The following is a 21,234-nucleotide window of genomic DNA, read 5'->3' as shown; positions in this document are numbered from 1 at the left end:
AAGCACGATGACCGCAACGAGTCGTACCCTCCGGCGCGCGCCGTGTGACAGCATCCGCTCTCGCAACGCCCCGCACCGTCAGGTCCGGGGCGTTTTCCGTATGGGAGGACCCCTGACCTGTGGCTGGACATCACCACAAGGAAAGGAATCATGGAGAGGCTCTCCGCACGGCTGCTGTCGTGGGCATCGCTGATCGACGAGAGGACGCTCGATCAGGCGCACACCACGGCCCGCATGCCGTTCATCCACCCGCACCTGGCGCTCATGCCGGATGCGCACCTCGGCAATGGGGCGACGGTCGGCTCGGTCATCCCGACGCTCGGCGCGATCATTCCCGCGGCCGTCGGCGTCGACATCGGCTGCGGCATGATCGCCGTCCGCACGCAGTTCACGAGGGGTGACCTCGACGGTCGCGCACTCGGCGAGCTGCGGGAGCAGATCGAGCGCGCCATCCCGCTGTCGGCCGGTCGGTACAACCGCAAGGTCGTCGCGACGGCGGAGCCACGGATCGCCGCGCTCGAGCAGCTCGCCGAGAAGAACGGCTTCGACCCCGCGTCCTACGCCGGGAACTGGCGTCTGCAGCTGGGCACGCTCGGCTCGGGCAACCACTTCATCGAGGTGTCGGTCGACGAGCTCGACCGCGTGTGGCTGTTCCTGCACTCGGGGTCTCGAGGCGTGGGCAACAAGATCGCCGGCCACCACATCGGTGTCGCCCAGCGGCTTGCGAAGCAGTGGTGGATCGAGCTGCCGGACCCCGACCTGGCGTACCTCGTCGAGGGCACTCCGGAGTTCACCCGGTACATCCGGGAGCTGCGGTGGGCCCAGCACTTCGCCCTGCTGAACAGGGAGGAGATGATGGACCGCGTCATCCGGCAGGTGTCCGAGTTCCTCGGCACTCCGGTCGACGAGCGGGAGCGGATCAACTGCCACCACAACTTCACCGAATCGGAGAAGTACTACGGGAAGCAGGTGTGGGTGTCCCGTAAGGGAGCCATCCAGGCGGACGCCGGCCGGCCGGGTCTGATCCCCGGATCGATGGGCACCGCGTCGTACGTGGTGGAGGGCCTCGGCGACCCGCAGTCGCTGAACTCCTCACCGCACGGAGCGGGCCGGGAGTACTCGCGGTCGGCGGCTCGACGGACCTTCTCGCACGAGCAGCTGCGGGAAGCGATGACAGGCATCGAGTTCCGTGACACCGATGCGTTCATCGACGAGATCCCGCAGGCGTACAAGCCGATCGATCAGGTGATGGCGGATGCCGCGAGCCTCGTCTCGATCCGGCACACGCTGCGGCAGCTCGTCAACGTGAAGGGCGACTGAACGGAGGGGTGGGTGACGACTCGTCACCCACCCCTCCTCCCCACCCGTGGCCCGCTCGGAAGTTCTCCCCAGTTCGTGGAATCCCGGAATTCGCTACGGGAGGAGCGTGTCAGACTCCTCGGATCGGTGCGACGATCGGGGGATGGGGTTCATGAACGATGCGCAGACCTGGACGGTGATCGGTGTCATCAGCACCGCCCTGTTCAGCATGATCGGCATCGTGTCGATCCTGTTCGTACGGATCCTCCGTGCCGAGATCGGCGGCCTCCGCGGTGAGATGAACGCTCGGTTCGAGGCCGTGGACAGCAAGTTCGACGCCGTGAACAGCAGGTTCGACGCGGTCAACAGCAAGTTCGACGCCGTGAACAGCCGTATCGACGCGATCAGCACTCGCATCGACGGCCTCGACCGCGACGTGCAGGCGCTCGTCAAGCGCACTTTCGGACTCGACCGCGAGTGACCTCGCGCCGAGCACTCAGAGCACGGGCTCGACGGCGGCCTCGGCATCCGTCCGATCGGTGAACGCCGTCTTCGGCACGAACAGGAGCACCGCGGCGGCGACCAGCGCGGTGACGCCGCACACGACCCACACCGTCACGTAGCCCGCGAACGACCCCGCGGTGCCCTCGACCGCGCCGGTCGCACCGCCGAGCAGAGCGATGCCGAACACGCAGGAGGCGATCGCTCCACCGACGGTCTTGACCGAGTTCGTGAGGCCCGTCGCGACGCCGGTCTGCGTGGCCGGAGCCGCGGAGGCCGCCGCCGCCGGCAGGGCCGCGACCAGCGCTCCCGACCCGAGCCCGACCACCACCATGTTCACGATGACCTGCAGATACGTCGCGTGGAACGGCAGGAACATCAGGAAGCCGACGCCGACGAGCAGCGAGGCCCCCAGGAGCGTCAGGCGGGGCGTGAGGGCCCGCGCGATCACCGGGAACAGCAGCGCGCCCGCGATCATCGCGACGAGGTAGACCCCGATGATGAGCGACGTCGCGAACCCGGTGGTGCCCAGCCCGTAGCCGTACACACCGGGGTCGGTGCGGGCGAACGTCGATAGCGGCGCCTGCGCTCCCAGCACGCTCACGCCGAAGAGACCGGCCGTGAGGAACACCGGGCCGAGTGCGGGCGAGCGGAACATCCGCACGTCGATCAGCGGGTCGTCGCAGCGCAGCTCCCACAGCACGAACGGGATCACGAGCAGGATGCCGAGCGCCACGACCGCCCACGACCACGGGTTGACGAGTCCGCCCTCGAGGCGCAACAGGCTGAGACCGCCCGTGAAGCAGATGAGCGCGAGCGAGATGAGGATCACGCCGACCGTGTCGAACACGCCGCCGACCGGGTCGGGCGACTCCTTCACCCCGAACAGGATGACGAAGAAGCACACCACGATGAGCACGGCGGGGACGAGCAGAACGACCGTGAGCGGCAGCACGTCGATGAGCGCCCCGCCCGCGAGAGCCCCGATGATCGCCCCGGCCTCGAGCGCTGCGACGAGCAGTCCCGCGGCTTTCGCGGTGATCGTGGCACGCCCCTCCATGCGGCGGGATCGCGACCAGATGAGGGCGATCTCCAACGGCAGCCAGACGACGTAGAACCCCATGAGCGTCCACGCCACGAGGAAGACCCCGAACGAGTCGGTGAAGGGGAGCACGAGGGCGGCCGCGGCGGTGAGAGCCGTCGAGATCAGCAGCATCCGCTTGTGCCCGACCATGTCGCCCAGCTTCGCGAACGCGGGGACGACCAGCGCCGAGAGCATGAGCTGGGTGCCCTCGAGCCAGTTGACGTCGGCGTCGTGGATGCCGAGGTGGCGCGCGATGTCGCTGAGCATCGGCGTGTAGTACCCCTGCAGCACACCGCTCGTGAACTCGACGAAGGCGAGGAAGCCGACGACGGCGGCCAGGGTTCCCAGGGTTCGGGTGCGCGTCATCGCGGCTCCTCGGTGACAAGGCGGGCCCGGACGCGAACGCGTCCGGACAGGGGTGAGATCACCCTAGCCGTTCGAGGAGCGCCCGATGGAACCGCTCTCCCCTTTCGAGCGCAGCGATCTCGACGTTCTCGTCGACGCCGTGGATCGACGCCCGCTGCTCGTTCGACATGTCGAGCGGCGCGAAGCGGTACACGGCGGGCGAGAACCGGTGGAAGTGGCGCGAGTCGGTCGCGGCCATCATCACATAGGGCACGGCCGGGACCCCGGGGTGCGACACCGCCAGCGCATCGGCCAGGAGGGCGAACTGCTCGTTGTCGACCGGGGACTCCGGGGACGGCGCGCTCGCCTCGATCACCGTGACGGTCACGCGCGGATCTCGGATGCGGCGCCGCACCCGCAGCACGGTCTGCTGCGTCGTCTCGCCCAGCGCGATGCGGAGGTTCACGGTGGCCGACGCCTGGGAGGGGAGCACGTTGGCCGCGGTGCCGCCCGACTGCATGGTCGGAGCGACCGTGGTGCGAACGAGCGCCGCGGGCTCCCCGCCCAGCAGCGCGAACACCTGTCCGGTGAGCCACGGCGCCGCGCCGAGCGCACGCAGCAGGTGCCTGGCCGGGCCGGGGGTCCGTTCGGCGAGACGGGTCAGCATCCGGGCGATCGCGGTCGACGGGCGGGGACGGAACGTCGCGGGGCCGAGCCGGTCGACGGCCCGCGCGACCCGACGCACCGCCGTCAGCGCGGGTGGCGCCGAGGCGTGCCCGCCCTCGCCGCGCGCCGTGAGCGTGAGGGTCATGACGCCCTTCTCCCCCACGCCGATCATGGCGGCCCGCCCGGGGACGAACGGCAGCGGGGCGTCGACGACTGCGCCGCCCTCGTCCACCACCAGCCACGGCACGATGCCGCGCTCACGCAGCACCCGGGCGATCTCCTCCGCGGCACGGCCGTAGGTCTCCTCGTTGCCGCCGAACGACAGGTAGACATCACGCGCGGGCACGAAGCCGTCGGCGAGGAGGTTCTCCACCGCTTCGAGCACCACGATGAGCGGCCCCTTGTCGTCGAGCGCACCGCGCCCGTAGACGATGCCGTCGGCGATCACCCCGGCGAAGGGCGGGTGGGTCCAGGCGTCGGTCTCGTCGACCGGCACCACGTCGTAGTGCGCCATGAGGACCACCGGCGCGTCGGAGGCGGAACGCCCGCGCCAGTGGAACAGCAGCCCGAGATCCGTGTGGCGCTCGAGCTGCAGGTCGGCGTGCACGCGCGGGTAGAGCTCGGCGATCAGGGAGACGAAGTCCTCGAACGGTCCGGGGCCCCGCTGCTCCCGCTCGGCCGACACCGTGGGCAGCTGGATCATCCGGGAGAGCCGGTCGGCGATGCCGGGGCGGGGATCTGTCACGCGGCCATCGTATCGTCGGGAGTGCGCGCCGCGACGCGAGAGAATCGAGGGGTGAGCCGGTTCGCCCTGTCCCCGTCGCGCGGACCGCGATGGCCCGTCGCGACGCAGGCCGCAGTCGGCATAGCGGTGCCGATCGCTCTGATGACGATGCTGGGCCAGGCGCCGCTCGGCTACGTCGCGGCCTCCGGCGCGTTCACCGTGCTGTTCGCGGGCTCGGCCCCCGCCGTCGACCGCGTGCGTCTGCTTCCGTTCATCGCCGCGGGCCTGATCGCGGCCGGCGCGCTCGGGGTCGCCGTCGCGGGGTACCCCTGGCTGGTGAGCATCGGCGTCGTCGTCGTCTCGACCGTCAGCGCCGCGCTGTGCTTCGGCTTCCGCCTGGGGCCGCCGGGTCCGCTGTTCTTCGTGCTCGTCTTCGGCCTGTCGGCACACGTGGTCGCCGACTCGCCGATCGAGCCGCTCGCGTACCTCGCCGCGCTCGCGGGCGGATGCGTGTTCTCCCTGGCCGTGGCGGCCGCCCCGCTCGCGCTTCCGCGGGTCCGGGCCCGCGGACGTCGCCCGTTCGCCGACCTCTTCCCCGGTCCGGCGCTGAACGCCGATACGCGGATGCTGCTCCTCCGCGTCGCACTCGTCGCCGTCCTCGGCGTACTGCTGGGACTCGTGATCGACCCCACGCGCACGTACTGGATCGTGGGATCGGCGGTCGCGGTGATCGGCGTCGCCGCCGCGCGTCGGGCGGCCGTCGAGCGAGGCCTGCACCGCATGCTCGGCACCGTCGTGGGCGCCGGTGCCTACGCGCTGCTCGCCCTCCTGCATCCTGTCGGGCTGTGGCTCGCGGTCCTGCTGGGGGCGCTGCAGTTCACGATCGAGCTCGTGGTCGTGCGGCACTACGCCCTCGCGCTCGTGTTCATCACCCCGCTCGTGCTGCTCCTCACGGGCGCGGCGACGGGTGACATCGGCTCGCTGGACGTCGCACTCGAGCGGATCGTCGACACCGTGGTCGGCGCGGCGCTGGGCGCGGCATCCGGTCTGCTCCACCCGCGCGCGATGGCGAAGCGCTGACCCACGGGAACAGCGTGCGGGTCCCGACGGTTCTCCTCTGCGGAGGAAGGAGCGCCATGGAGCTGACCCTGGTCTCGTCGTCGTTCTGCGGCGCGTGCGCGCGCACGCGTGCCGTGCTCCGCGATGCGACGCGCTATCTGCCCGACGCCAGCCTGACCGAGATCGACGTCGCCGCCGACCCGGAGGCCGCCGAAGCGCTCGACATCCGCTTCACGCCGACCGTGATCATCCGCGACGGCTCCGGCGCCGAGGTGTTCCGCGCGGAGGGTGTGCCCACGGTGCCGCAGGTGCTCACCGCGGCGGTGAAGGCGCTGCCGGCCTGACCCTCTTGTGAGATGTCGGACCCCGGCGCACAATGAGCGTGCGACGGAGCGGACGGCGCTCCACATCACACACTCCGGGGGCATGACATGGCGAATCTGAATCCGTATCTCTCGTTCCGCACGGACGCGCGGCAGGCGATGGAGTTCTATCAGGGCGTCCTCGGCGGCGACCTCGAGATCAACGTCTTCGGGGAGTTCCCCGAGATGGTGCAGAGCCCTGACCAGAGCGACCTGGTCATGCACGCGCAGCTGACCACCCCCGACGGCCTCGTGCTCATGGCTTCGGACACGCCGGACGGGATGCCGTACGAGCGGCCCGCCGGCATCTCGGTCTCCTTGAGCGGCAACACCCAGGCGCGCACGCAGGAGGTCTGGGACCGGCTCGCCGACGGCGCGAGCATCACGATGCCGCTCGACACCCCGCCGTGGGGCGGGACCTTCGGCATGCTCGTCGATCGCTTCGGCATCGCCTGGATGCTGCACGGCGACCCCGAATGAGCCGAACCCGTCCGAGGGAGAACCCGACGACGACGTAGGGAAACCCCTCGACGGCCGTCGGGCTTCCTCGGTTCCGGGCGATGGTCGCGCGTTCGTACAGTGCGGGAGGCGGTGCTTCTCCGCGCCACCTCCCCACGAACCGAGGTCACCATGAAGGCTCTCCCCGCGCGCACGGGTTCCGCGCGCTCCACCACCGTCGACGTCGTCTGCTTCTTCACGATCGCGGTGGCACTGTGCTTCGCGTTCTCGGCGCCGATGGTGTTCCGGCTCGTGCCGTCGGAGTTCGACAACCTCATCACCCCGATCATGCAGACCACCCCGCTGATCGCCGCGATCATCCTGTGGCTCGTGCGTCGGCCGGGTACGTTCCGGCAGACCTTCGCGACGACCTGGCGGGGTCAGGTCCCCTGGATCCTCGCGGGCATGGGGATCATCACGGCGGTCGCCGCGGCGCAGACCGCGGTCGCGCTGGCGACGGGCATCGCGACGCTCAACCCGGTCGACCAGATCTTCGCGGCGAGCATCTGGATCCTCCCGGTGCTCGCGATGCAGTCGGTCCTCGCGATCGGCGAGGAGTTCGGCTGGCGCGGCTGGCTCGCCACGCGGGCCCGGTCGTGGGGCTTCTGGCCGCTCGCGGCCGTGAGCGGTCTCGTCTGGATCGTCTGGCACCTGCCGGTGCTCGCGGTGATCGGCGATCGCCCCCTGTTCGACATCATCGTCTACTTCGCGGGCATGCTCCCCTGGGCACCGCTCCTGCTCGCGCTGCGGTGGCGTTCGGGGAGCGTGTGGCCGGCCGTGCTCGCCCACGGCGCGATCAACAGCATCCGGGTGTACCTGCTCCAGTCCGTGCCGAGCGGCACCGACCACCTTCTCATCGAGGTGATCGGCTGGATCCTGACGCTCACAGCCGCGATCTGGCTCATGCGTCCGTCGCGCGCGAGTGCGCCGGCGCTCAGCGCAGAGCGTGCTCTTCGATGAAAGCGCGCAGCGTCTGCTCGTCCTCCGCCATCTCGGTGACGTGCTGCGGGGCGTCGAGCATCTCGCGCAGATCCGCGGCGTAGTCCAGCTCGACGCCGATCGCCTCGTGGATCGTCTCGGCGAACTTCTCGGGCTTGGCGGTCTCGAGCACCAGCATCGGGACGCCGGGCTCGAGATACTCGCGCGCGACCTTGACGCCGTCGGCGGTGTGCGGGTCGATCACCTCGCCCGAGGTCTCGTACACGGAGCGGATCGTCGCGAGCCGGTCGGCGTGCGTCGAGGTGCCGCTCACGATGCCGAACTCGTCGACGAAGCGGGCGAGGTCGTCCGTGAAGTCGAAGGACCCCTCGGTGTCGAGGTCGTTCCACGCCTGCACGACACGCGCCGCGTCGCGGCCGACGAGCTCGAAGATGAAGCGCTCCAGGTTCGAGGCCTTCGAGATGTCCATCGAGGGGCTCGACGTCGCCAGCGTCTGGGCAGCGCTCCGGGGACGGTAGACGCCCGTGCGGAAGAACTCGTCGAGGACGTTGTTCTCGTTCGCGGCGAGCACGAGCCGACGGATCGGCAGGCCCATCTCCTTGGCGAAGAACCCGGAGAGGATGTTGCCGAAGTTGCCCGACGGGACCGTGAAAGAGACCTCTGTCCAGCCTCCGGCGTCCGTGGCACGAAGCCACGCCCAGAAGTAGTAGACGACCTGGGCCGTGATGCGGGCGAGGTTGATGGAGTTGACCGCGCCCAGATGCTGCGCGCGCTTGAAGTCGAGGTCTCCCGCGAGCGCCTTCACGAGATTCTGGCAGTCGTCGAAGACGCCGTCGATCGCGATGTTGTGGATGTTGTCGTCGTCGAGGGAGAACATCTGCGCCCGCTGGAACGCGCTCATGCGGCCCTGCGGCGACAGCATGAAGACCGAGATGCGCTCCTTGCCGCGCAGCGCGTGCTCGGCGGCGGATCCGGTGTCGCCCGACGTGGCACCGACGATGTTGAGCACGGAGCCCTTGCGCTCGAGGGCGTACTCGACGACCTGGCCGAGGAACTGCATCGCCATGTCCTTGAACGCGAGCGTCGGGCCCTCGGAGAGGCCGACGAGCGTGAGCCCGCCGTCGATGTCGCGGAGCGGGACGACCGCGCCGGGGAACGGCTCGTAGGCGGCCGCGGTCATGCGGGCGAGGTCCTCGCGCGGGATGTCGGTCGCGAACAGGCCGAGCACCTCGGTCGCGAGCTGCGGGTAGGTCAGGGCGCGCCACCGTTCGAGCGTCTCGCCGTCGACGGTCGGCATGACCTCGGGCACAGCGAGGCCGCCGTCGGGGGCGAGGCCTTCCAGCAGCGTGTCGCAGTACGGCAGCGGCTGCATGCCGCCTCGGGTGGAGATGTACTGCACGGTCGCTCCTCGGATCGGAATCGGCGGGACCTCCATTCTCGCAGGTGTGCGGAGCGTGGTTTCACGGGCGCGATCTGCGCCCGAGACGATGCCAGAGGATCGCCCACTCCTCAGGGCGGAGATCGCGCGGAAGCCGTCGCGCCGGGGCCCCCGCGTCGCCGAGAGCGGCTCGTGCCCGGGGCGCCGTCGTCCGTGCGGCGACGGCGAGCATCGTCGCGAGGCTCGTGCCGCGCGCGCTGAACACCGCCCGCACGAACTCCTCGTAGGCCTTCCGGTCCCGCAGCGGTACGAGCGGCGCGGCACGCCGTGTGATCGAGAGCAGACCGCCGTCCACGCTCGGCTGCGGCACGAACGCCCACGCCGGAACGCGTCCGCACAGCTCCACCGTGAACCACGGCGCCGACTGGGCCGTCATCATGGTGCTGCCGCCGACGCCCGCGCGTTTCCGCGCCACCTCCCACTGCGTCAGGAGCACGGCGTGCCTCCAGTCCGACGTCGACAGCAGGCGACGCAGGATCGGCGTGGTGACGTGGAACGGGATGTTGCCGACGATCACGTCGGCATCGAGCGGATGACGCAGGGCGTCGGCAGCGATCACGCGGACGTGCGGGAGCGCCGCGTCGAGACGACGGGCCCGATGCTCGTCGATCTCGAGAGCGGTGAGCCGACGGCCGAGCCCGGCGAGAGCTCGCGTGAGAGCGCCGTCGCCCGCGCCGAGCTCGAGGATCGAACCGGGGGCGCGGTGGACGAGGGAGACGATCCGGTCGATCGTCGGGCGATGGGTGAGGAAGTTCTGGCCGAGTTCGTGGCGGCCGCCATGATGCGAGCGAGGCATGAGTGCGCTCCGGAGGAAGGATTCGGAGCACCTCGACGGAGGCGGGACGCGCGGAGGCGTCGAAAGGCCCGTCCGAGGTGCGATGAGATCTCGGAGGACGGCGCGCGGTGGCGTGCGGAGAGGCGAGCGCGCCGTCAGGCGCGGCGGTCGCGGAACACGAGGGTGCGCCCCATCACGGCGGGCGCGCTGATTATCATGCGGCCAGCCTACCGGGAGGGGCCGCCGCAGGAAATGCCGGTATAGCGCGTGAACGGCTCCCCGGCAATGGGATATCGCGCCTCGCACGGACGTTCTAACGTCGAGGCCACACAACAGAATCGGGAGGAATCATGGCTGCGAACACCCCCACCGCACATGACGAACAGAGCACCGGCGCTCACGAGGTCTCACCTCGGAACGCCGCCGCATCGGCGCCCGCTCCCGAGCCGCTCTACGAGCGCGTGGACCTCGACCGCTACGTCGTCCTGCACGACGGAGCCGTGGGATTCATCGAACACGTCCCACCGGTCTTCGTCTGCTACGTGGGCGAGTACTACCCGAACGCCGAGGAAGTGGCGCAGGTGCACGATTTCCATGATGCGATGAAGACGGTGCTGCACCGCGCTGCGGCGACTCGGCGCGCTCTGTGACCCGCGAGATCTGGCCGGGTTCGGCGTATCCCCTCGGCGCGACCTTCGACGGCCAGGGGACCAACTTCGCGCTGTTCAGCGAAGGGGCCGAGAAGGTCGAGCTCTGCCTCTTCGACGACGACGGCCAGGAGGAGCGGATCCCGCTCGACGAGGTGGACGCGTTCGTCTGGCACGCCTTCCTGCCCACGGTGCACCCCGGTCAGCTGTACGGCTACCGCGTGCACGGCCCGCACGACCCGGCCCAGGGACAGCGCTTCAACGCGAACAAGCTCGTCCTCGACCCCTACGCGAAGGCGGTGTCCGGCCGGCTCGACTGGGGCCAGTCGCTGTTCGGCTACGACTTCGGCGAGCCCGATTCGCGCAACGACGACGACTCCGCCGAGGCCATGGTCAAGGGCGTCGTCATCAACCCCTTCTTCGAATGGGCCGGCGACCGCCTCCCGAAGACGCCCTACGCGCAGAGCATCATCTATGAGGCGCACGTGAAGGGACTCACCGAGCAGCATCCCGAGATCCCCGAGGACCTGCGCGGCACCTACGCCGGCATCGCGCACCCCGCCGTCATCGACCACCTGACGCGGCTCGGCGTCACCGCGATCGAGCTCATGCCCGTGCACCAGTTCGTGCACGACTCGACCCTCGAGGAGAAGGGGCTGTCGAACTACTGGGGCTACAACACCCTGGCGTTCCTCGCTCCGCACAACGAGTACTCCTCGAGCGGCCAGCACGGGGAGCAGGTGCAGGAGTTCAAGGCCATGGTGCGGGCGCTGCACGCGGCCGGCATCGAGGTGATCCTCGATGTGGTCTACAACCACACGGCGGAGGGCAATCACCTCGGCCCGACGCTGTCCATGCGCGGCATCGACAACGAGGCGTACTACCGACTGGAGGAGGACCGGCGGTACTACACCGACTACACGGGCACCGGGAACAGTCTGAACGCCGGCAACCCGCACTCGCTGCAGCTCATCATGGACTCGCTGCGCTACTGGGTCACGGAGATGCACGTCGACGGATTCCGTTTCGACCTCGCCTCGACGCTCGCGCGGGAGTTCTACGACGTCGACCGACTCGCGGCGTTCTTCGAACTCGTGCAGCAGGATCCGGTGGTCTCGCAGGTGAAGCTCATCGCCGAGCCCTGGGACGTCGGCCCCGGCGGCTACCAGGTGGGCAACTTCCCGCCCCAGTGGACGGAATGGAACGGCAAGTACCGCGACACCGTGCGCGATTTCTGGCGCGGCGAGCCGCAGGCCCTCGGCGAGTTCGCCTCGCGTCTCACGGGTTCGGCCGACCTGTACGAGCATTCGGGCCGACGCCCCGTCGCGTCGATCAACTTCGTCACGGCGCACGACGGCTTCACCCTGCGCGATCTCGTCTCCTACGACGAGAAGCACAACGAGGACAACGGCGAGGACAACAACGACGGCGAATCGCACAACCGGTCCGCGAACAACGGCGTGGAAGGGCCGACGGACGACGAGGACGTGAACCGCGTGCGCGCTCGTCAGCAGCGGAACTTCCTCGCGACGCTGCTGCTCTCGCAGGGCGTGCCGATGATCTCGCACGGCGACGAGCTGGGTCGCACGCAGGGCGGCAACAACAACGGCTACGCGCAGGACAACGAGATCACCTGGGTGGACTGGGAGTCCGCGGACCAGCCGCTGATCGAGTTCACGGCGGCGGTCGCACGACTGCGGCGATCGCATCCGACGTTCCGGCGCAGCCGCTTCTTCGACGGCCGACCCGTGCGGTCGGAGGACGGCGAGCGGGTGCCCGACGTGGTGTGGCTGCGGCCCGACGGCGCGCGGATGGAGCCGGAGGACTGGGACAACGGCTTCGGCCTGGCCGTCGGGATGTTCCTGAACGGCCAGGGCATCCGCGAGAAGGACCGTCGAGGCCAGCCGGTGAGCGACGAGAACTTCCTCGTGTACTTCCACAGCGGCGCGGATGCCGTCGACGCGGTCATTCCGGACGCGAGGCACGGCGCCGCGTGGGACGTGGTGGTCGACACCTTCGGGGAACGCGCCGGCGAGCACGCCCTCCAGGCCGGGTCTCCCGTCAGGCTGGAGCCGACGTCCCTGCTCGTGCTGCGCGCCGCCGCCGAGGCCGAGGCGCCGGCGGACGTCTCGGTCGAGGCCTCGCTGCGCATGCAGACGCAACACACCGATCCCGCGCCGGCCCCGTCACCGGAGGTCCGCCGGTGACGCGTCGACCGCTCTCGACCTACCGACTGCAGATCCGAGCGGGCTTCACACTCGACGACGCCGCCGGGGTCAGCGGCTACCTCGCGGAACTCGGCGCATCCTGGGCCTACCTCTCGCCGTTGCTGGCCGCGACACCCGGATCGGACCACGGCTACGACGTCGTCGACCACTCGCACGTCGACGAGTCGCGCGGCGGCCGCGCGGGACTCGAGCGGTTCGCCGCCGCCGCGCGCGAGGCCGGACTCGGCATCCTCGTGGACATCGTGCCGAACCACGTCGGCGTCGGCAGCCCGCGGGACAATCCGTGGTGGTGGGATGTGCTGCGCCTCGGCCGCGCGTCGCGGCACGCGGTGGCCTTCGATGTCGACCGGCGTCTCGGCGACGGGCGCCTCCGGCTGCCGATCCTCGGCGCGGCGCTCTCGGAGGTACTGGCCGCGGGCGACATCGTCGTCGAGACCGCGGCCGCCGATGACGCACCCGACGGCACCCTGAGCTACTTCGAGCACGTGCTGCCGCTCGCTCCGGGCACGGGCGATCTCGCCCACGACCTGCCCGCGCTGCTCGAGGCCCAGCACTACGAGCTGCGGTTCTGGGAGGACCAGAACGCCGAGCTGAACTACCGCCGCTTCTTCGCCGTGCCCGAGCTCGCCGGCATCCGGGTGGAGCTCCCCGACGTGTTCGAGGAGTCGCACCGCGAGATCGTGCGATGGATCACCGAGGGTCTCGCCGACGGCCTGCGCGTGGATCACCCGGACGGTCTCGTCGATCCCGCGGGGTACCTCGAGGACCTCGCGGATGCCACGGGCGCCGCGTACACGCTGGTCGAGAAGATCCTGGAACCGGGCGAGGAACTGCCCTCGTGGTGGCGCACCGACGGCACGACCGGGTACGACGCCCTCGCCGAGATCGACCGCGTCCTCGTCGACGGCGCCGGTGTCGCGCAGCTCGATGACCTCGACGCACGCCTGCGGGAGGAGTCCGACCTGCCCGCCCTCGAGGCGTGGCACGACCTCACCGTCTCCACGAAGCGGATGGTCGCCGAGACGATCCTCCAGTCCGAGGTGCACCGCCTCGTGCGGTCGCTGCCGCACGGCGTGGTGGCGGCCAAGTACGCGCTGGTCGAGATCATCGCCGGATTCCCGGTGTACCGCTCCTATCTCCCCGCCGGGAGCGAGCACCTGCAGCAGGCCATCGAGGCGGCGGCCGCCCGCAGACCCGACCTCGCCGCAGCGATCGGAGAACTGACCCCCCTGCTGCTCGACACCGAGCTCGAGGTGTCGGAGCGCTTCCCGCAGGTGAGCGGCGCGGTCATGGCGAAGGGAGTCGAGGACACCGCGTTCTACCGCTTCACCCGGCTGGGGACGCTGACCGAGGTCGGCGCCGATCCGTCGATCGCCTCGCTGACGGTCGACGAGTTCCACGACGCGCAGCGCACCCGGCTCGCGTCATGGCCGCACTCGATGACCACTCTGTCGACGCACGACACCAAGCGCTCGGAGGACGTCAGGGCGCGCCTGTCGGTGCTCGCCGAGATGCCGGAGCGCTGGGCGGAGGTGCTGACCGAGCTGCGCGCTGTCGCGTCGACCGGCCACGGCCCGCTCGACGCCCTGCTCTGGCAGGCCGCGGTCGGCGCGTGGCCGATCTCGACCGAGCGACTGCGCGACTACGGTCTGAAGGCGGCGCGGGAAGCGGCGGAGCGCACCACCTGGCAGCATCCCGACGCGGAGTTCGAGAAGGGCGTCACCGCTGTCGCCGAGGCGGCGAACGGCGCTGGTCGCGGCATCGTGGAAGGCTTCGTGGGCGAGATCGTCGCCCACGGACGGAGCAACTCCCTCTCCGCGAAGCTGCTGCAGCTCGCGGCGCCCGGTGTGCCGGACGTCTATCAGGGCACCGAGCTGTGGGACCACTCGCTCGTCGATCCCGACAACCGTCGACCCGTCGACTTCGAGCAACGGATGCGGATGCTGCGTGCGCTCGACGCGGATGCAGCGCGCGGCGCGCTCCCTCCCATCGACGATTCGGGGCGGGCGAAGCTGCTCGTGGTCTCGCGCACGCTGCGCCTGCGTCGGGATCACCCCGAACTCTTCGAGCGGTATCGCGCGGGAGTGGCAGCGGGTGCGGCATCCGAGCATGCGATCGCGATGGACCGGGGCGGGGTGACGGCCGTGGCGACACGGCTCCCCGTGGGACTGGAGCGATCGGGAGGCTGGGGAGACACCGTGCTGCTGAGGTCCGAGCTGCCCGCGACCGACGTGTTCACGGGGCGGCGGATCCCGTCAGGTGCCGTCCGCCTGGCCGAGCTGCTGGACACGTACCCGGTCGCCCTGCTGGTGGACGAGCGATGATCGATGTCTGGGCTCCGCTCGCCGAGCGCGTGCGACTGCGGCGCCTCGCACCCGGCGGCGCGATGATCGGCGAGGAGGATCTCGCCCGCGACGGCGATCGCGGCGGATGGTGGGCGCTCGACGAGACGCTCGTGGAGGGCGAGCGGTACGGCTTCCTCCTCGATGACAGCGACGACCTGCGTCCCGACCCCCGCTCGCGGCGCCAGCCGGGCGGCGTGCACGGGCCGTCCGCCGTCTTCGACACCGACATGTTCGAGTGGGCCGACGAGTCCTGGACAGGACGTCAGCTCGCCGGCGCCGTGATCTACGAACTGCACGTCGGGACCTTCACGCCGGAGGGCACGCTCGACGCACTGATCGGCCGCCTCGACCACCTGGTCGATCTCGGCGTCACGCACGTCGAACTGCTCCCCGTGAACTCCTTCAACGGCCGGTACAACTGGGGATACGACGGCGTGCTGTGGTACGCCGTGCACGAGGCCTACGGCGGACCCGCGGCCTATCAGCGGTTCGTGGAGGCCGCCCACGGGCACGGCCTCGCCGTGGTGCAGGACGTCGTCTACAACCACCTCGGACCGAGCGGCAACTACCTGCCGGAGTTCGGGCCGTACCTGCGCGACGGCCGGGGCAACACGTGGGGCGCCTCGGTGAACCTCGACGAGCGCGCGGTGCGCGACCACATCGTCGACAACGCTCTGATGTGGCTGCGCGACTTCCACGTCGACGGCCTGCGCCTCGACGCCGTGCACGCCCTCCATGACGATGGACCGGTGCACATCCTGCAGGAGCTGTCCGAGCGGGTCGACGCGCTCTCGGCGCACCTCGGCCGCCCGCTGACCCTGATCGCGGAATCGGACCTGAACGACCCGACGCTGATCCTCCCCCGTGAGGCGGGCGGATACGGCCTCGCGGCCCAGTGGTCGGACGACTGGCATCACGCGGTGCACGTCGCGCTGACCGGCGAGACCGCCGGATACTACGAGGACTTCGCCGCCGCGGATGCCGTCGCGAAGGTCTCGCAGAGCGGCTTCTTCCACGACGGCACGTACTCGTCGTTCCGGGAGCGCACGCACGGGGCGCCGATCCCGCCGGCCGTTCCCGCGTGGCGCCTCGTGACCTTCGCGCAGGACCACGACCAGATCGGCAACCGCGCCGCCGGCGACCGGCTGTCGCAGACTCTCTCCCCCGGACGCCTGGCCGTGGCGGCCGTGCTGACCCTCACCGCACCCGGCACGCCGATGCTGTTCATGGGCGAGGAGTGGGGCGCGTCGACGCCCTGGCAGTTCTTCACCTCGCATCCCGAACCCGAGCTCGGCCGCGCGACCGCCGAGGGGCGCATCGGGGAGTTCGCCAAGATGGGCTGGGATCCGGCGCGGGTTCCCGATCCGCAGGATCCCGGGACGTTCGAGCGCTCGCACCTGCGCTGGAGCGAGCTCGAGGAACCGGCCCACGCTCGCCTCCTGTCGCTGTATCGGCGTCTGACCGCCCTCCGGCGGGATCGACCGGAACTCACGGACCCCGACATGACGCACACGGTCGCCGCCGTCGAGCACGCGGATGCCGCGCCGGAGGCTCGCGCGTTCCGCATCGATCGCGGTTCGGTGGCGGTGCTGGTGAATCTCACTGCCGAGGAGATCGAGTTCGACGTACGAGCGGAAGACCGCGTGCTGCTCGAGACCACGTCCGCGCGCGTGCACGACACCCGGATCGCCGTCGCACCCGAGTCGGCGGTGGTCGTCGGTCCACCGCGGTGAGCACGAGAATCAAGGATTTCGTTAATTCAGGGATTTCTGTACTGTTAAGCGCGTGACCCTCACCGCCTCCCTCACGCACACCGCCGCCGTCGCCCGACTCGGACACGCGCTGTCCGACCCGACGAGGGCCGCGATCCTCCTCGCCCTGCGCGACGACAGCGCTTATCCGTCGGACCTCGCCGACGACCTCGGCGTCTCGCGGCAGGTCATGTCGAACCACCTCGCATGCCTGCGCGGATGCGGCTTCGTCGAGAGCGTGCCCGACGGTCGCCGCAGCCGCTACCGACTCGCCGATCCGCACCTCGCGCCCGCTCTCGAGGAGCTTCTCCGCGTGACGCTGATCGTCGAACCGGACTGCTGCGCGGGCGAGGGGTGCTCCTGCCGATGACCGTGGTCACCGAAGCACGGCGCGCGACCCTGCACCGCCGCATCCGTCTGATCGTCGCCGTCACGATCGGCTACAACGTGGTCGAGGCCGTCATCGCGATCGCCGCCGGCTCGGTGGCCTCCTCCACCGCGCTGATCGGGTTCGGCCTCGATTCGACCATCGAGGTGCTCTCGGCCGCGGCGGTCGCCTGGCAGTTCACGCGCCGCGACCCCGAGCGCTGGGAGAAGCCCGCACTGCGCGTGATCGCTGTCGCGTTCTTCGCGTTGGCCGCATACGTCACCGCATCCTCGTCGCTCTCGCTGATGGGCGGCGAGCGCCCGGAGCACAGCAGCGTCGGGATCGTGCTCACCGCGATCAGTGTGGTCGTCATGCCGTTCCTGTCGCTCGCCGAGCGACGAGCAGGGCGCGAGATCGGATCCGCGACCGCCGTCGCCGACTCGAAGCAGACGCTGATCTGCACCTACCTGTCGGCCGCGGTCCTCGCCGGACTCGTCCTCAACAGCCTGCTCGGCTGGTGGTGGGCCGATGCGGTCGCCGGACTCGTGATCGCCGTCTTCGCGGTGCGCGAGGGCATCGAGGCCTGGAAGGGCGACGCGTGCGCGACGTCGGTCGGCATGATCTTCGAGGACGACCACGACCACGACCACGACCGCGACCACGACCACGACCACGACCACGACCGACGCTAGATCCAGCCGCGTTCCTCCGCGAGCAGCACCGCCTGCTGCCGGGTGGCGACCGACAGCTTCGTCAGCACGGCCGAGACGTGGTTGCGCACCGTGCCCGGTGCCAGCGACAGCGTGCGCGCGATCTGTCCGGTCGTCTCGCCGCGGCGTCCCGCCCGCAGCACGTCGAGCTCACGGTCGGTGAGCGGGGAGCGCTCGTCGCTCAGGGCGTCGGCCGCGATCTCCGGATCGACGTAGCGACCACCGGCGGCCACGCGGCGGATCACGTCGGCGACCTCGTCGGCGCCCCGCGACTTGGGCAGGAACCCCGAGACCCCCGACGCGAGCGCCCGACGCAGCACGCCGGGCCGAGCATGCCGCGTGACCACCACGCAGCGCGTCGCGATCACCCGATGCAGCCGCTGCGCGACCTCGACGCCGTCGAGTCCGGGCATCTCCAGGTCGAGCAGGCACACGTCCGGCTCCAGGCGCAGCGCCTCCGCGACCGCCTGCTCGCCGTCCTCGCACTCGGCGACGACCTCGATGTCGCCCTCGAGCCGCAGCAGCGCGGCCAGCGCCGAGCGGATCATGCCTTCGTCGTCGGCGAGCAGTACGCGGATCATCGGGGGTCCTCCGCCGGCACCGTCACGATCACCGCGAAGTCCTCTCCCTCGTCCTGCACCTCGATCGTGCCTCCGGCCTCGGCGATACGTCGCCGCACTCCGTCGAGCCCCGATCCGACGGCCTCGCGCTCCGCATCCGGATCGACGTCGTTCCACACCTCGTAGCGCCAGGCGCCGGCTTCCCTCTTCAGTGCGAGACGGGCCCGGACTCCGGCGCCGTGCCGCAGCACGTTCGTCGTGGTCTCGCGGATCACCGGCCCCAGGGCGGATGCCGGTGCCTCATCGGCATCCGGGGCGATGTCGGCCTCGACCTGGAGACCCGCCGCGCTCAGCAGGTCGCGCGCGTTGGCGACCTCGTCTCCGAGCGGCACGGATCGGAACCGGGTCGCGAGGTCGCGGGTGCCCTGACGCGCCTCATCGACGCTGCCGCGCGCGGCGCGCAGCTGCTCGAGTCCGGCGTCCGGATCCCGCGTCATCAGTCGCTCGGCGAGCTCGAGCTGGAGCGCGATGACCTGAAGGTGATGCCCCTGCAGATCGTGCACGTCGGTCGCCACCCGCAGCCGTTCCTGGGTCGCCGCGAGCCGCGCCTCCGAGGCACGCGCCCGATCGAGGGTCACCAGCACGTCCCACCACCACAGCGACGACACCGACATCGCGGGGATGAGGATCGCGTACAGCGAGGGCAGCCAGTCGGGGAAGCCGCCGGCCATCGCGCCGCGCGCGCCGTCGATGAACGCGAAGCCGACCATCACCAGAGTGACGAGCCCGACGACGCGCACCCGAACGCCCCGCTGCCAGTTGAGCAGCACCACCGATTGGGCTAGGGGCATCACCCCGAAGAGCCAGCTGTTCGCCGCGAGTCCGGCAGCGACGCCGTAGGCGACGGCGACGAGCAGCGGCACGGCGATGCGCGCCCACGGGAAGCCGGGTCCGTTCTCGACGCGGTGCCGGTAGGCCGACAGCAGCACCGTGGTCGACAGCAGCCAGATGATGCCGCCGATGCCGACCACGAGCATCGCGACCGGATCGACGGGGGTCGCGAGCGCACGGAGAGCCCACGCGAAGACCAGGAACACCTCGATGAAGACGACCGCCGACACCGTGTACCACCAGGTGGCTGTGATGCCGCGGGCGAGCGCACGCGCTCCGGGCGGCGGATCGCCGAGGGGACCGCCGACGGCGGAGGGGCTGCTCATTCCTCCCACGATAGGGGCGTGACACATGTCACGGGTGCGGCGGGTGAAGCGCCCGACAACCGGTGACGTCCCGACACTGCCGCGTGCCGGGCATCCGCAATGGACTGAGGTCATCGGGGCGGAGAGTCCGCTCCCCCACCCGTCAGGAGACAGTCCCATGAACCTCGTCGAGACGTTCCAGAACCTCGTCGCGCAGGTCCCCGAGCTCGTGCAGCCGCTCATCGTCGCCCTCGCCGGCGCGATCCCCTTCATCGAGGGCGAGGGCGCGGCGGCCATCGGCATCATCGGCGGCATCCACCCGGTCGTCGCGGCCATCGCCGCGATGGCGGGCAACTTCCTCTGCGTGGCGATCCTCGTGATCGCCGGTGCCGGCGCCCGCAAGGCGATCGTCGACCGCACGCGCAGCCGCGAGGCGGTCGCGGCCGGAGGCGGCTCGCTCGCAGACACGGATGTCGAGACCGACCGCGGCTCCGCACGCCGGGCGAAGTTCCAGCGCGCGTTCGAGCGATACGGCGTACCGGGAGTGAGCCTGCTCGGCCCGCTGCTCCTCCCGACGCACTTCACCGCGACCATGCTCGCCGCCTCGGGCGTCGGCAAGGGCCGCGTGCTCATCTGGCAGGCCGCCGCGATCGTCCTCTGGACGACGGCGATCACTCTGATCATCAGCGGCGCGGTGTCGGTCATCCACTGACCCCGCACCGCAGCCGTTCCCGTCGCAGTTGGTGCCGTCGGACTCCTTTTCCGACGGCACCGACTGCGACCAGAACTCATGGGGCGCAACCGTCCCCGGCACGAACTGCGATCCGAGCGTCCGGAGCGGACCTCAGCGTGCGGTGCGGGGCGCGAGCGTCGACAGGAGCTGCAGCTTCTCGTGGCTCTCGGTGCCCGGCACGGCCGTGTAGACGAGCAGCAGGTGGGACTGCACCGGGTCGACGAGCGTCTGGCAGGCGAGCTCGATCTCGCCGAGGTCCGGATGCAGGAAGCGCTTCGCCTCTCGGGGGCGGACGCCGACCTCCTGCCGCTCCCACACGGCCCGGAACTGCGTGCTCCGCTCGAGCAAGATCCGGCAGTAGTCGGCTGCCCGCGACCGCGGGCCGCGCAGCGAGACGAGTTCGCGTAGTCCCGAGGCCCAAAGCCGCTCGAGGAAGTCGTGATCGTCGGGGTGATACAGCGCCCGTGTGCCGGCATCCGTGAACCAACGGAACCCGAGACTGCGCTCCGGTCCCGTGATCGAGACGGTGTCTCCCGTGAGCGCGGCACCGAGCGGCGTCTGCCGCAGCGTCTCCCCCAACTCGGTCACGATCTCGGCGGGAGTGTCCTCGAGCCTGTCGAGGATCCGCAGCATGCCCGGGCTGATGTGCTCGGTGCCCGCTCCGCCCTGCGGCACTCGGTGCCCGGCGAGACGGAACAGGTGATCGCGCTCCTGGAGAGAGAGGTGCAGCCCCTGCGCGATCGACGACAGCATCTGCTCGGACGGCTGCGGCCCACTGCCCCTCTCGAGCCGGGCGAGATAGTCCGGCGACATGTGGCTGAGCGCCGCCACCTCCTCGCGACGGAGCCCGACCGTGCGGCGACGGCTGCCTCGAGGCAGCCCCACATCCTCCGGCTGCAGCACCTCGCGGCGGTGGCGCAGGAACTCGGCGAGTCCGTCGCGGTCGATCGGCATGTGTCCCCCTGGAGCGTCTGCTCGATCCTGACACGGCGCGGCGACGGCATCCA

General features: G+C 70.4%; 20 protein-coding genes. 13 read left to right on the top strand and 7 right to left on the bottom strand.

Features of this window, described 5'->3' with window-relative positions; all coding sequences use genetic code 11:
- Nucleotides 1-150: 150 nt before the first annotated feature.
- Nucleotides 151-1,320: an RtcB family protein gene (locus tag ACIPY8_RS04170; protein WP_400815281.1), complete on the top strand. Its 1,170-nt coding sequence runs from the start codon at nt 151-153 to the stop codon at nt 1,318-1,320.
- A gap of 151 nt (nt 1,321-1,471) precedes the next feature.
- The gene (locus ACIPY8_RS04165) at nt 1,472-1,780 is read left to right on the top strand and encodes a hypothetical protein (protein WP_400815279.1); all 309 of its coding nucleotides are present in this window, start codon (nt 1,472-1,474) and stop codon (nt 1,778-1,780) included.
- 15 nt (nt 1,781-1,795) lie between these two features.
- On the opposite strand, the gene ACIPY8_RS04160 is transcribed toward ACIPY8_RS04165, so the two are convergent.
- A complete protein-coding gene (locus ACIPY8_RS04160; protein ID WP_400815277.1) occupies nt 1,796-3,250 on the bottom strand; it encodes an MFS transporter in 1,455 nt (484 codons plus the stop codon).
- A gap of 58 nt (nt 3,251-3,308) precedes the next feature.
- Nucleotides 3,309-4,640, bottom strand: coding sequence for a M20/M25/M40 family metallo-hydrolase (locus ACIPY8_RS04155; RefSeq protein ID WP_400815275.1), 1,332 nt, complete (start codon nt 4,638-4,640; stop codon nt 3,309-3,311).
- Nucleotides 4,641-4,691: 51 nt separating this feature from the next.
- Between ACIPY8_RS04155 and ACIPY8_RS04150 the strand changes: the two genes are divergently transcribed.
- The 4 genes from ACIPY8_RS04150 to ACIPY8_RS04135 all read left to right on the top strand — a co-directional run bounded on the left by ACIPY8_RS04150 (nt 4,692) and on the right by ACIPY8_RS04135 (nt 7,498).
- On the top strand, nt 4,692-5,699 hold the full coding sequence (locus tag ACIPY8_RS04150) for an FUSC family protein (RefSeq protein WP_400815273.1): 1,008 nt from the start codon (nt 4,692-4,694) through the stop codon (nt 5,697-5,699).
- 56 nt (nt 5,700-5,755) lie between these two features.
- The gene (locus tag ACIPY8_RS04145; RefSeq protein ID WP_400815270.1) at nt 5,756-6,022 is read left to right on the top strand and encodes a glutaredoxin family protein; all 267 of its coding nucleotides are present in this window, start codon (nt 5,756-5,758) and stop codon (nt 6,020-6,022) included.
- Between the two features lie 87 nt (nt 6,023-6,109).
- Nucleotides 6,110-6,520 carry a VOC family protein gene (locus ACIPY8_RS04140; protein WP_400815268.1) on the top strand — a complete coding sequence of 137 codons (411 nt, stop codon included), beginning with the start codon at nt 6,110-6,112 and terminating at the stop codon, nt 6,518-6,520.
- Between the two features lie 150 nt (nt 6,521-6,670).
- Nucleotides 6,671-7,498 (top strand): lysostaphin resistance A-like protein, encoded by an 828-nt coding sequence (locus tag ACIPY8_RS04135; RefSeq protein WP_400815266.1) that lies wholly within the window; start codon nt 6,671-6,673, stop codon nt 7,496-7,498.
- Here the strand turns inward: ACIPY8_RS04135 and thrC are convergent.
- Nucleotides 7,473-8,876, bottom strand: coding sequence for a threonine synthase (gene thrC, locus ACIPY8_RS04130; protein ID WP_400815263.1), 1,404 nt, complete (start codon nt 8,874-8,876; stop codon nt 7,473-7,475). The two genes, ACIPY8_RS04135 and thrC, sit on opposite strands and share 26 nt — an antisense overlap.
- A gap of 61 nt (nt 8,877-8,937) precedes the next feature.
- Nucleotides 8,938-9,711, bottom strand: coding sequence for a 23S ribosomal RNA methyltransferase Erm (gene erm, locus ACIPY8_RS04125; protein WP_400815261.1), 774 nt, complete (start codon nt 9,709-9,711; stop codon nt 8,938-8,940).
- A 329-nt stretch (nt 9,712-10,040) separates the two neighbouring features.
- Between erm and ACIPY8_RS04120 the strand changes: the two genes are divergently transcribed.
- Genes ACIPY8_RS04120 through ACIPY8_RS04095 form a run of 6 tightly spaced genes read left to right on the top strand, consistent with a single transcriptional unit; the run spans nt 10,041 to nt 17,720 of the window.
- Complete coding sequence (locus tag ACIPY8_RS04120; protein WP_400815259.1) at nt 10,041-10,340, top strand: hypothetical protein; 300 nt, start codon at nt 10,041-10,043, stop codon at nt 10,338-10,340.
- Nucleotides 10,337-12,544: a glycogen debranching protein GlgX gene (glgX, locus tag ACIPY8_RS04115; protein WP_400815257.1), complete on the top strand. Its 2,208-nt coding sequence runs from the start codon at nt 10,337-10,339 to the stop codon at nt 12,542-12,544. Before ACIPY8_RS04120 ends, glgX begins: the two co-directional genes overlap by 4 nt.
- Nucleotides 12,541-14,889, top strand: coding sequence for a malto-oligosyltrehalose synthase (treY, locus tag ACIPY8_RS04110; protein ID WP_400815254.1), 2,349 nt, complete (start codon nt 12,541-12,543; stop codon nt 14,887-14,889). The genes glgX and treY overlap by 4 nt, the downstream gene beginning before the upstream one ends.
- Entirely contained in the window at nt 14,886-16,643 is a 1,758-nt protein-coding gene (treZ, locus tag ACIPY8_RS04105) for a malto-oligosyltrehalose trehalohydrolase (protein ID WP_400815252.1), read from the top strand. The genes treY and treZ overlap by 4 nt, the downstream gene beginning before the upstream one ends.
- Nucleotides 16,644-16,695: 52 nt before the next feature.
- Nucleotides 16,696-17,031: an ArsR/SmtB family transcription factor gene (locus tag ACIPY8_RS04100; RefSeq protein WP_400815250.1), complete on the top strand. Its 336-nt coding sequence runs from the start codon at nt 16,696-16,698 to the stop codon at nt 17,029-17,031.
- Nucleotides 17,028-17,720 carry a cation diffusion facilitator family transporter gene (locus ACIPY8_RS04095; RefSeq protein WP_400815248.1) on the top strand — a complete coding sequence of 231 codons (693 nt, stop codon included), beginning with the start codon at nt 17,028-17,030 and terminating at the stop codon, nt 17,718-17,720. The genes ACIPY8_RS04100 and ACIPY8_RS04095 overlap by 4 nt, the downstream gene beginning before the upstream one ends.
- Here the strand turns inward: ACIPY8_RS04095 and ACIPY8_RS04090 are convergent.
- Both ACIPY8_RS04090 and ACIPY8_RS04085 read right to left on the bottom strand, forming a co-directional pair.
- Nucleotides 17,717-18,319: a response regulator gene (locus ACIPY8_RS04090; protein ID WP_400815246.1), complete on the bottom strand. Its 603-nt coding sequence runs from the start codon at nt 18,317-18,319 to the stop codon at nt 17,717-17,719. The genes ACIPY8_RS04095 and ACIPY8_RS04090 overlap by 4 nt on opposite strands.
- Nucleotides 18,316-19,515 (bottom strand): sensor histidine kinase, encoded by a 1,200-nt coding sequence (locus ACIPY8_RS04085; RefSeq protein WP_400815243.1) that lies wholly within the window; start codon nt 19,513-19,515, stop codon nt 18,316-18,318. The genes ACIPY8_RS04090 and ACIPY8_RS04085 overlap by 4 nt, the downstream gene beginning before the upstream one ends.
- Nucleotides 19,516-19,672: 157 nt before the next feature.
- Here ACIPY8_RS04085 and ACIPY8_RS04080 point away from each other — a divergent pair, with 157 nt between their 5' ends.
- Nucleotides 19,673-20,206, top strand: a complete 534-nt coding sequence (locus ACIPY8_RS04080; protein WP_400815240.1) for a small multidrug efflux protein — start codon at nt 19,673-19,675, stop codon at nt 20,204-20,206.
- Between the two features lie 132 nt (nt 20,207-20,338).
- Here ACIPY8_RS04080 and ACIPY8_RS04075 read toward each other — a convergent pair whose 3' ends face one another.
- Nucleotides 20,339-21,181: a helix-turn-helix transcriptional regulator gene (locus ACIPY8_RS04075; RefSeq protein WP_400815238.1), complete on the bottom strand. Its 843-nt coding sequence runs from the start codon at nt 21,179-21,181 to the stop codon at nt 20,339-20,341.
- Between the last annotated feature and the right edge of the window lie 53 nt (nt 21,182-21,234).

The organism is Microbacterium sp. NPDC089696, from assembly GCF_044749125.1.
Lineage (GTDB): Bacteria > Actinomycetota > Actinomycetes > Actinomycetales > Microbacteriaceae > Microbacterium.
The sequence above is the reverse complement of the archived record's forward strand: the minus strand, read 5'-3'. Positions and strand labels throughout refer to the sequence as shown.

What these genes read in the sequence shown, in the direction of transcription:
- ACIPY8_RS04145 (WP_400815270.1), top strand. Translation starts at nt 5,756, where the DNA reads ATGGAGCTGACCCTGGTCTCGTCGTCGTTCTGCGGCGCGTGCGCGCGC.
- ACIPY8_RS04075 (WP_400815238.1), bottom strand. Translation starts at nt 21,181, where the DNA reads ATGCCGATCGACCGCGACGGACTCGCCGAGTTCCTGCGCCACCGCCGC.
- ACIPY8_RS04135 (WP_400815266.1), top strand. Translation starts at nt 6,671, where the DNA reads ATGAAGGCTCTCCCCGCGCGCACGGGTTCCGCGCGCTCCACCACCGTC.
- treZ (WP_400815252.1), top strand. Translation starts at nt 14,886, where the DNA reads ATGATCGATGTCTGGGCTCCGCTCGCCGAGCGCGTGCGACTGCGGCGC.
- ACIPY8_RS04080 (WP_400815240.1), top strand. Translation starts at nt 19,673, where the DNA reads ATGAACCTCGTCGAGACGTTCCAGAACCTCGTCGCGCAGGTCCCCGAG.
- ACIPY8_RS04120 (WP_400815259.1), top strand. Translation starts at nt 10,041, where the DNA reads ATGGCTGCGAACACCCCCACCGCACATGACGAACAGAGCACCGGCGCT.
- ACIPY8_RS04090 (WP_400815246.1), bottom strand. Translation starts at nt 18,319, where the DNA reads ATGATCCGCGTACTGCTCGCCGACGACGAAGGCATGATCCGCTCGGCG.
- ACIPY8_RS04165 (WP_400815279.1), top strand. Translation starts at nt 1,472, where the DNA reads ATGAACGATGCGCAGACCTGGACGGTGATCGGTGTCATCAGCACCGCC.
- ACIPY8_RS04170 (WP_400815281.1), top strand. Translation starts at nt 151, where the DNA reads ATGGAGAGGCTCTCCGCACGGCTGCTGTCGTGGGCATCGCTGATCGAC.
- ACIPY8_RS04140 (WP_400815268.1), top strand. Translation starts at nt 6,110, where the DNA reads ATGGCGAATCTGAATCCGTATCTCTCGTTCCGCACGGACGCGCGGCAG.
- ACIPY8_RS04095 (WP_400815248.1), top strand. Translation starts at nt 17,028, where the DNA reads ATGACCGTGGTCACCGAAGCACGGCGCGCGACCCTGCACCGCCGCATC.
- erm (WP_400815261.1), bottom strand. Translation starts at nt 9,711, where the DNA reads ATGCCTCGCTCGCATCATGGCGGCCGCCACGAACTCGGCCAGAACTTC.
- ACIPY8_RS04085 (WP_400815243.1), bottom strand. Translation starts at nt 19,515, where the DNA reads ATGAGCAGCCCCTCCGCCGTCGGCGGTCCCCTCGGCGATCCGCCGCCC.
- ACIPY8_RS04160 (WP_400815277.1), bottom strand. Translation starts at nt 3,250, where the DNA reads ATGACGCGCACCCGAACCCTGGGAACCCTGGCCGCCGTCGTCGGCTTC.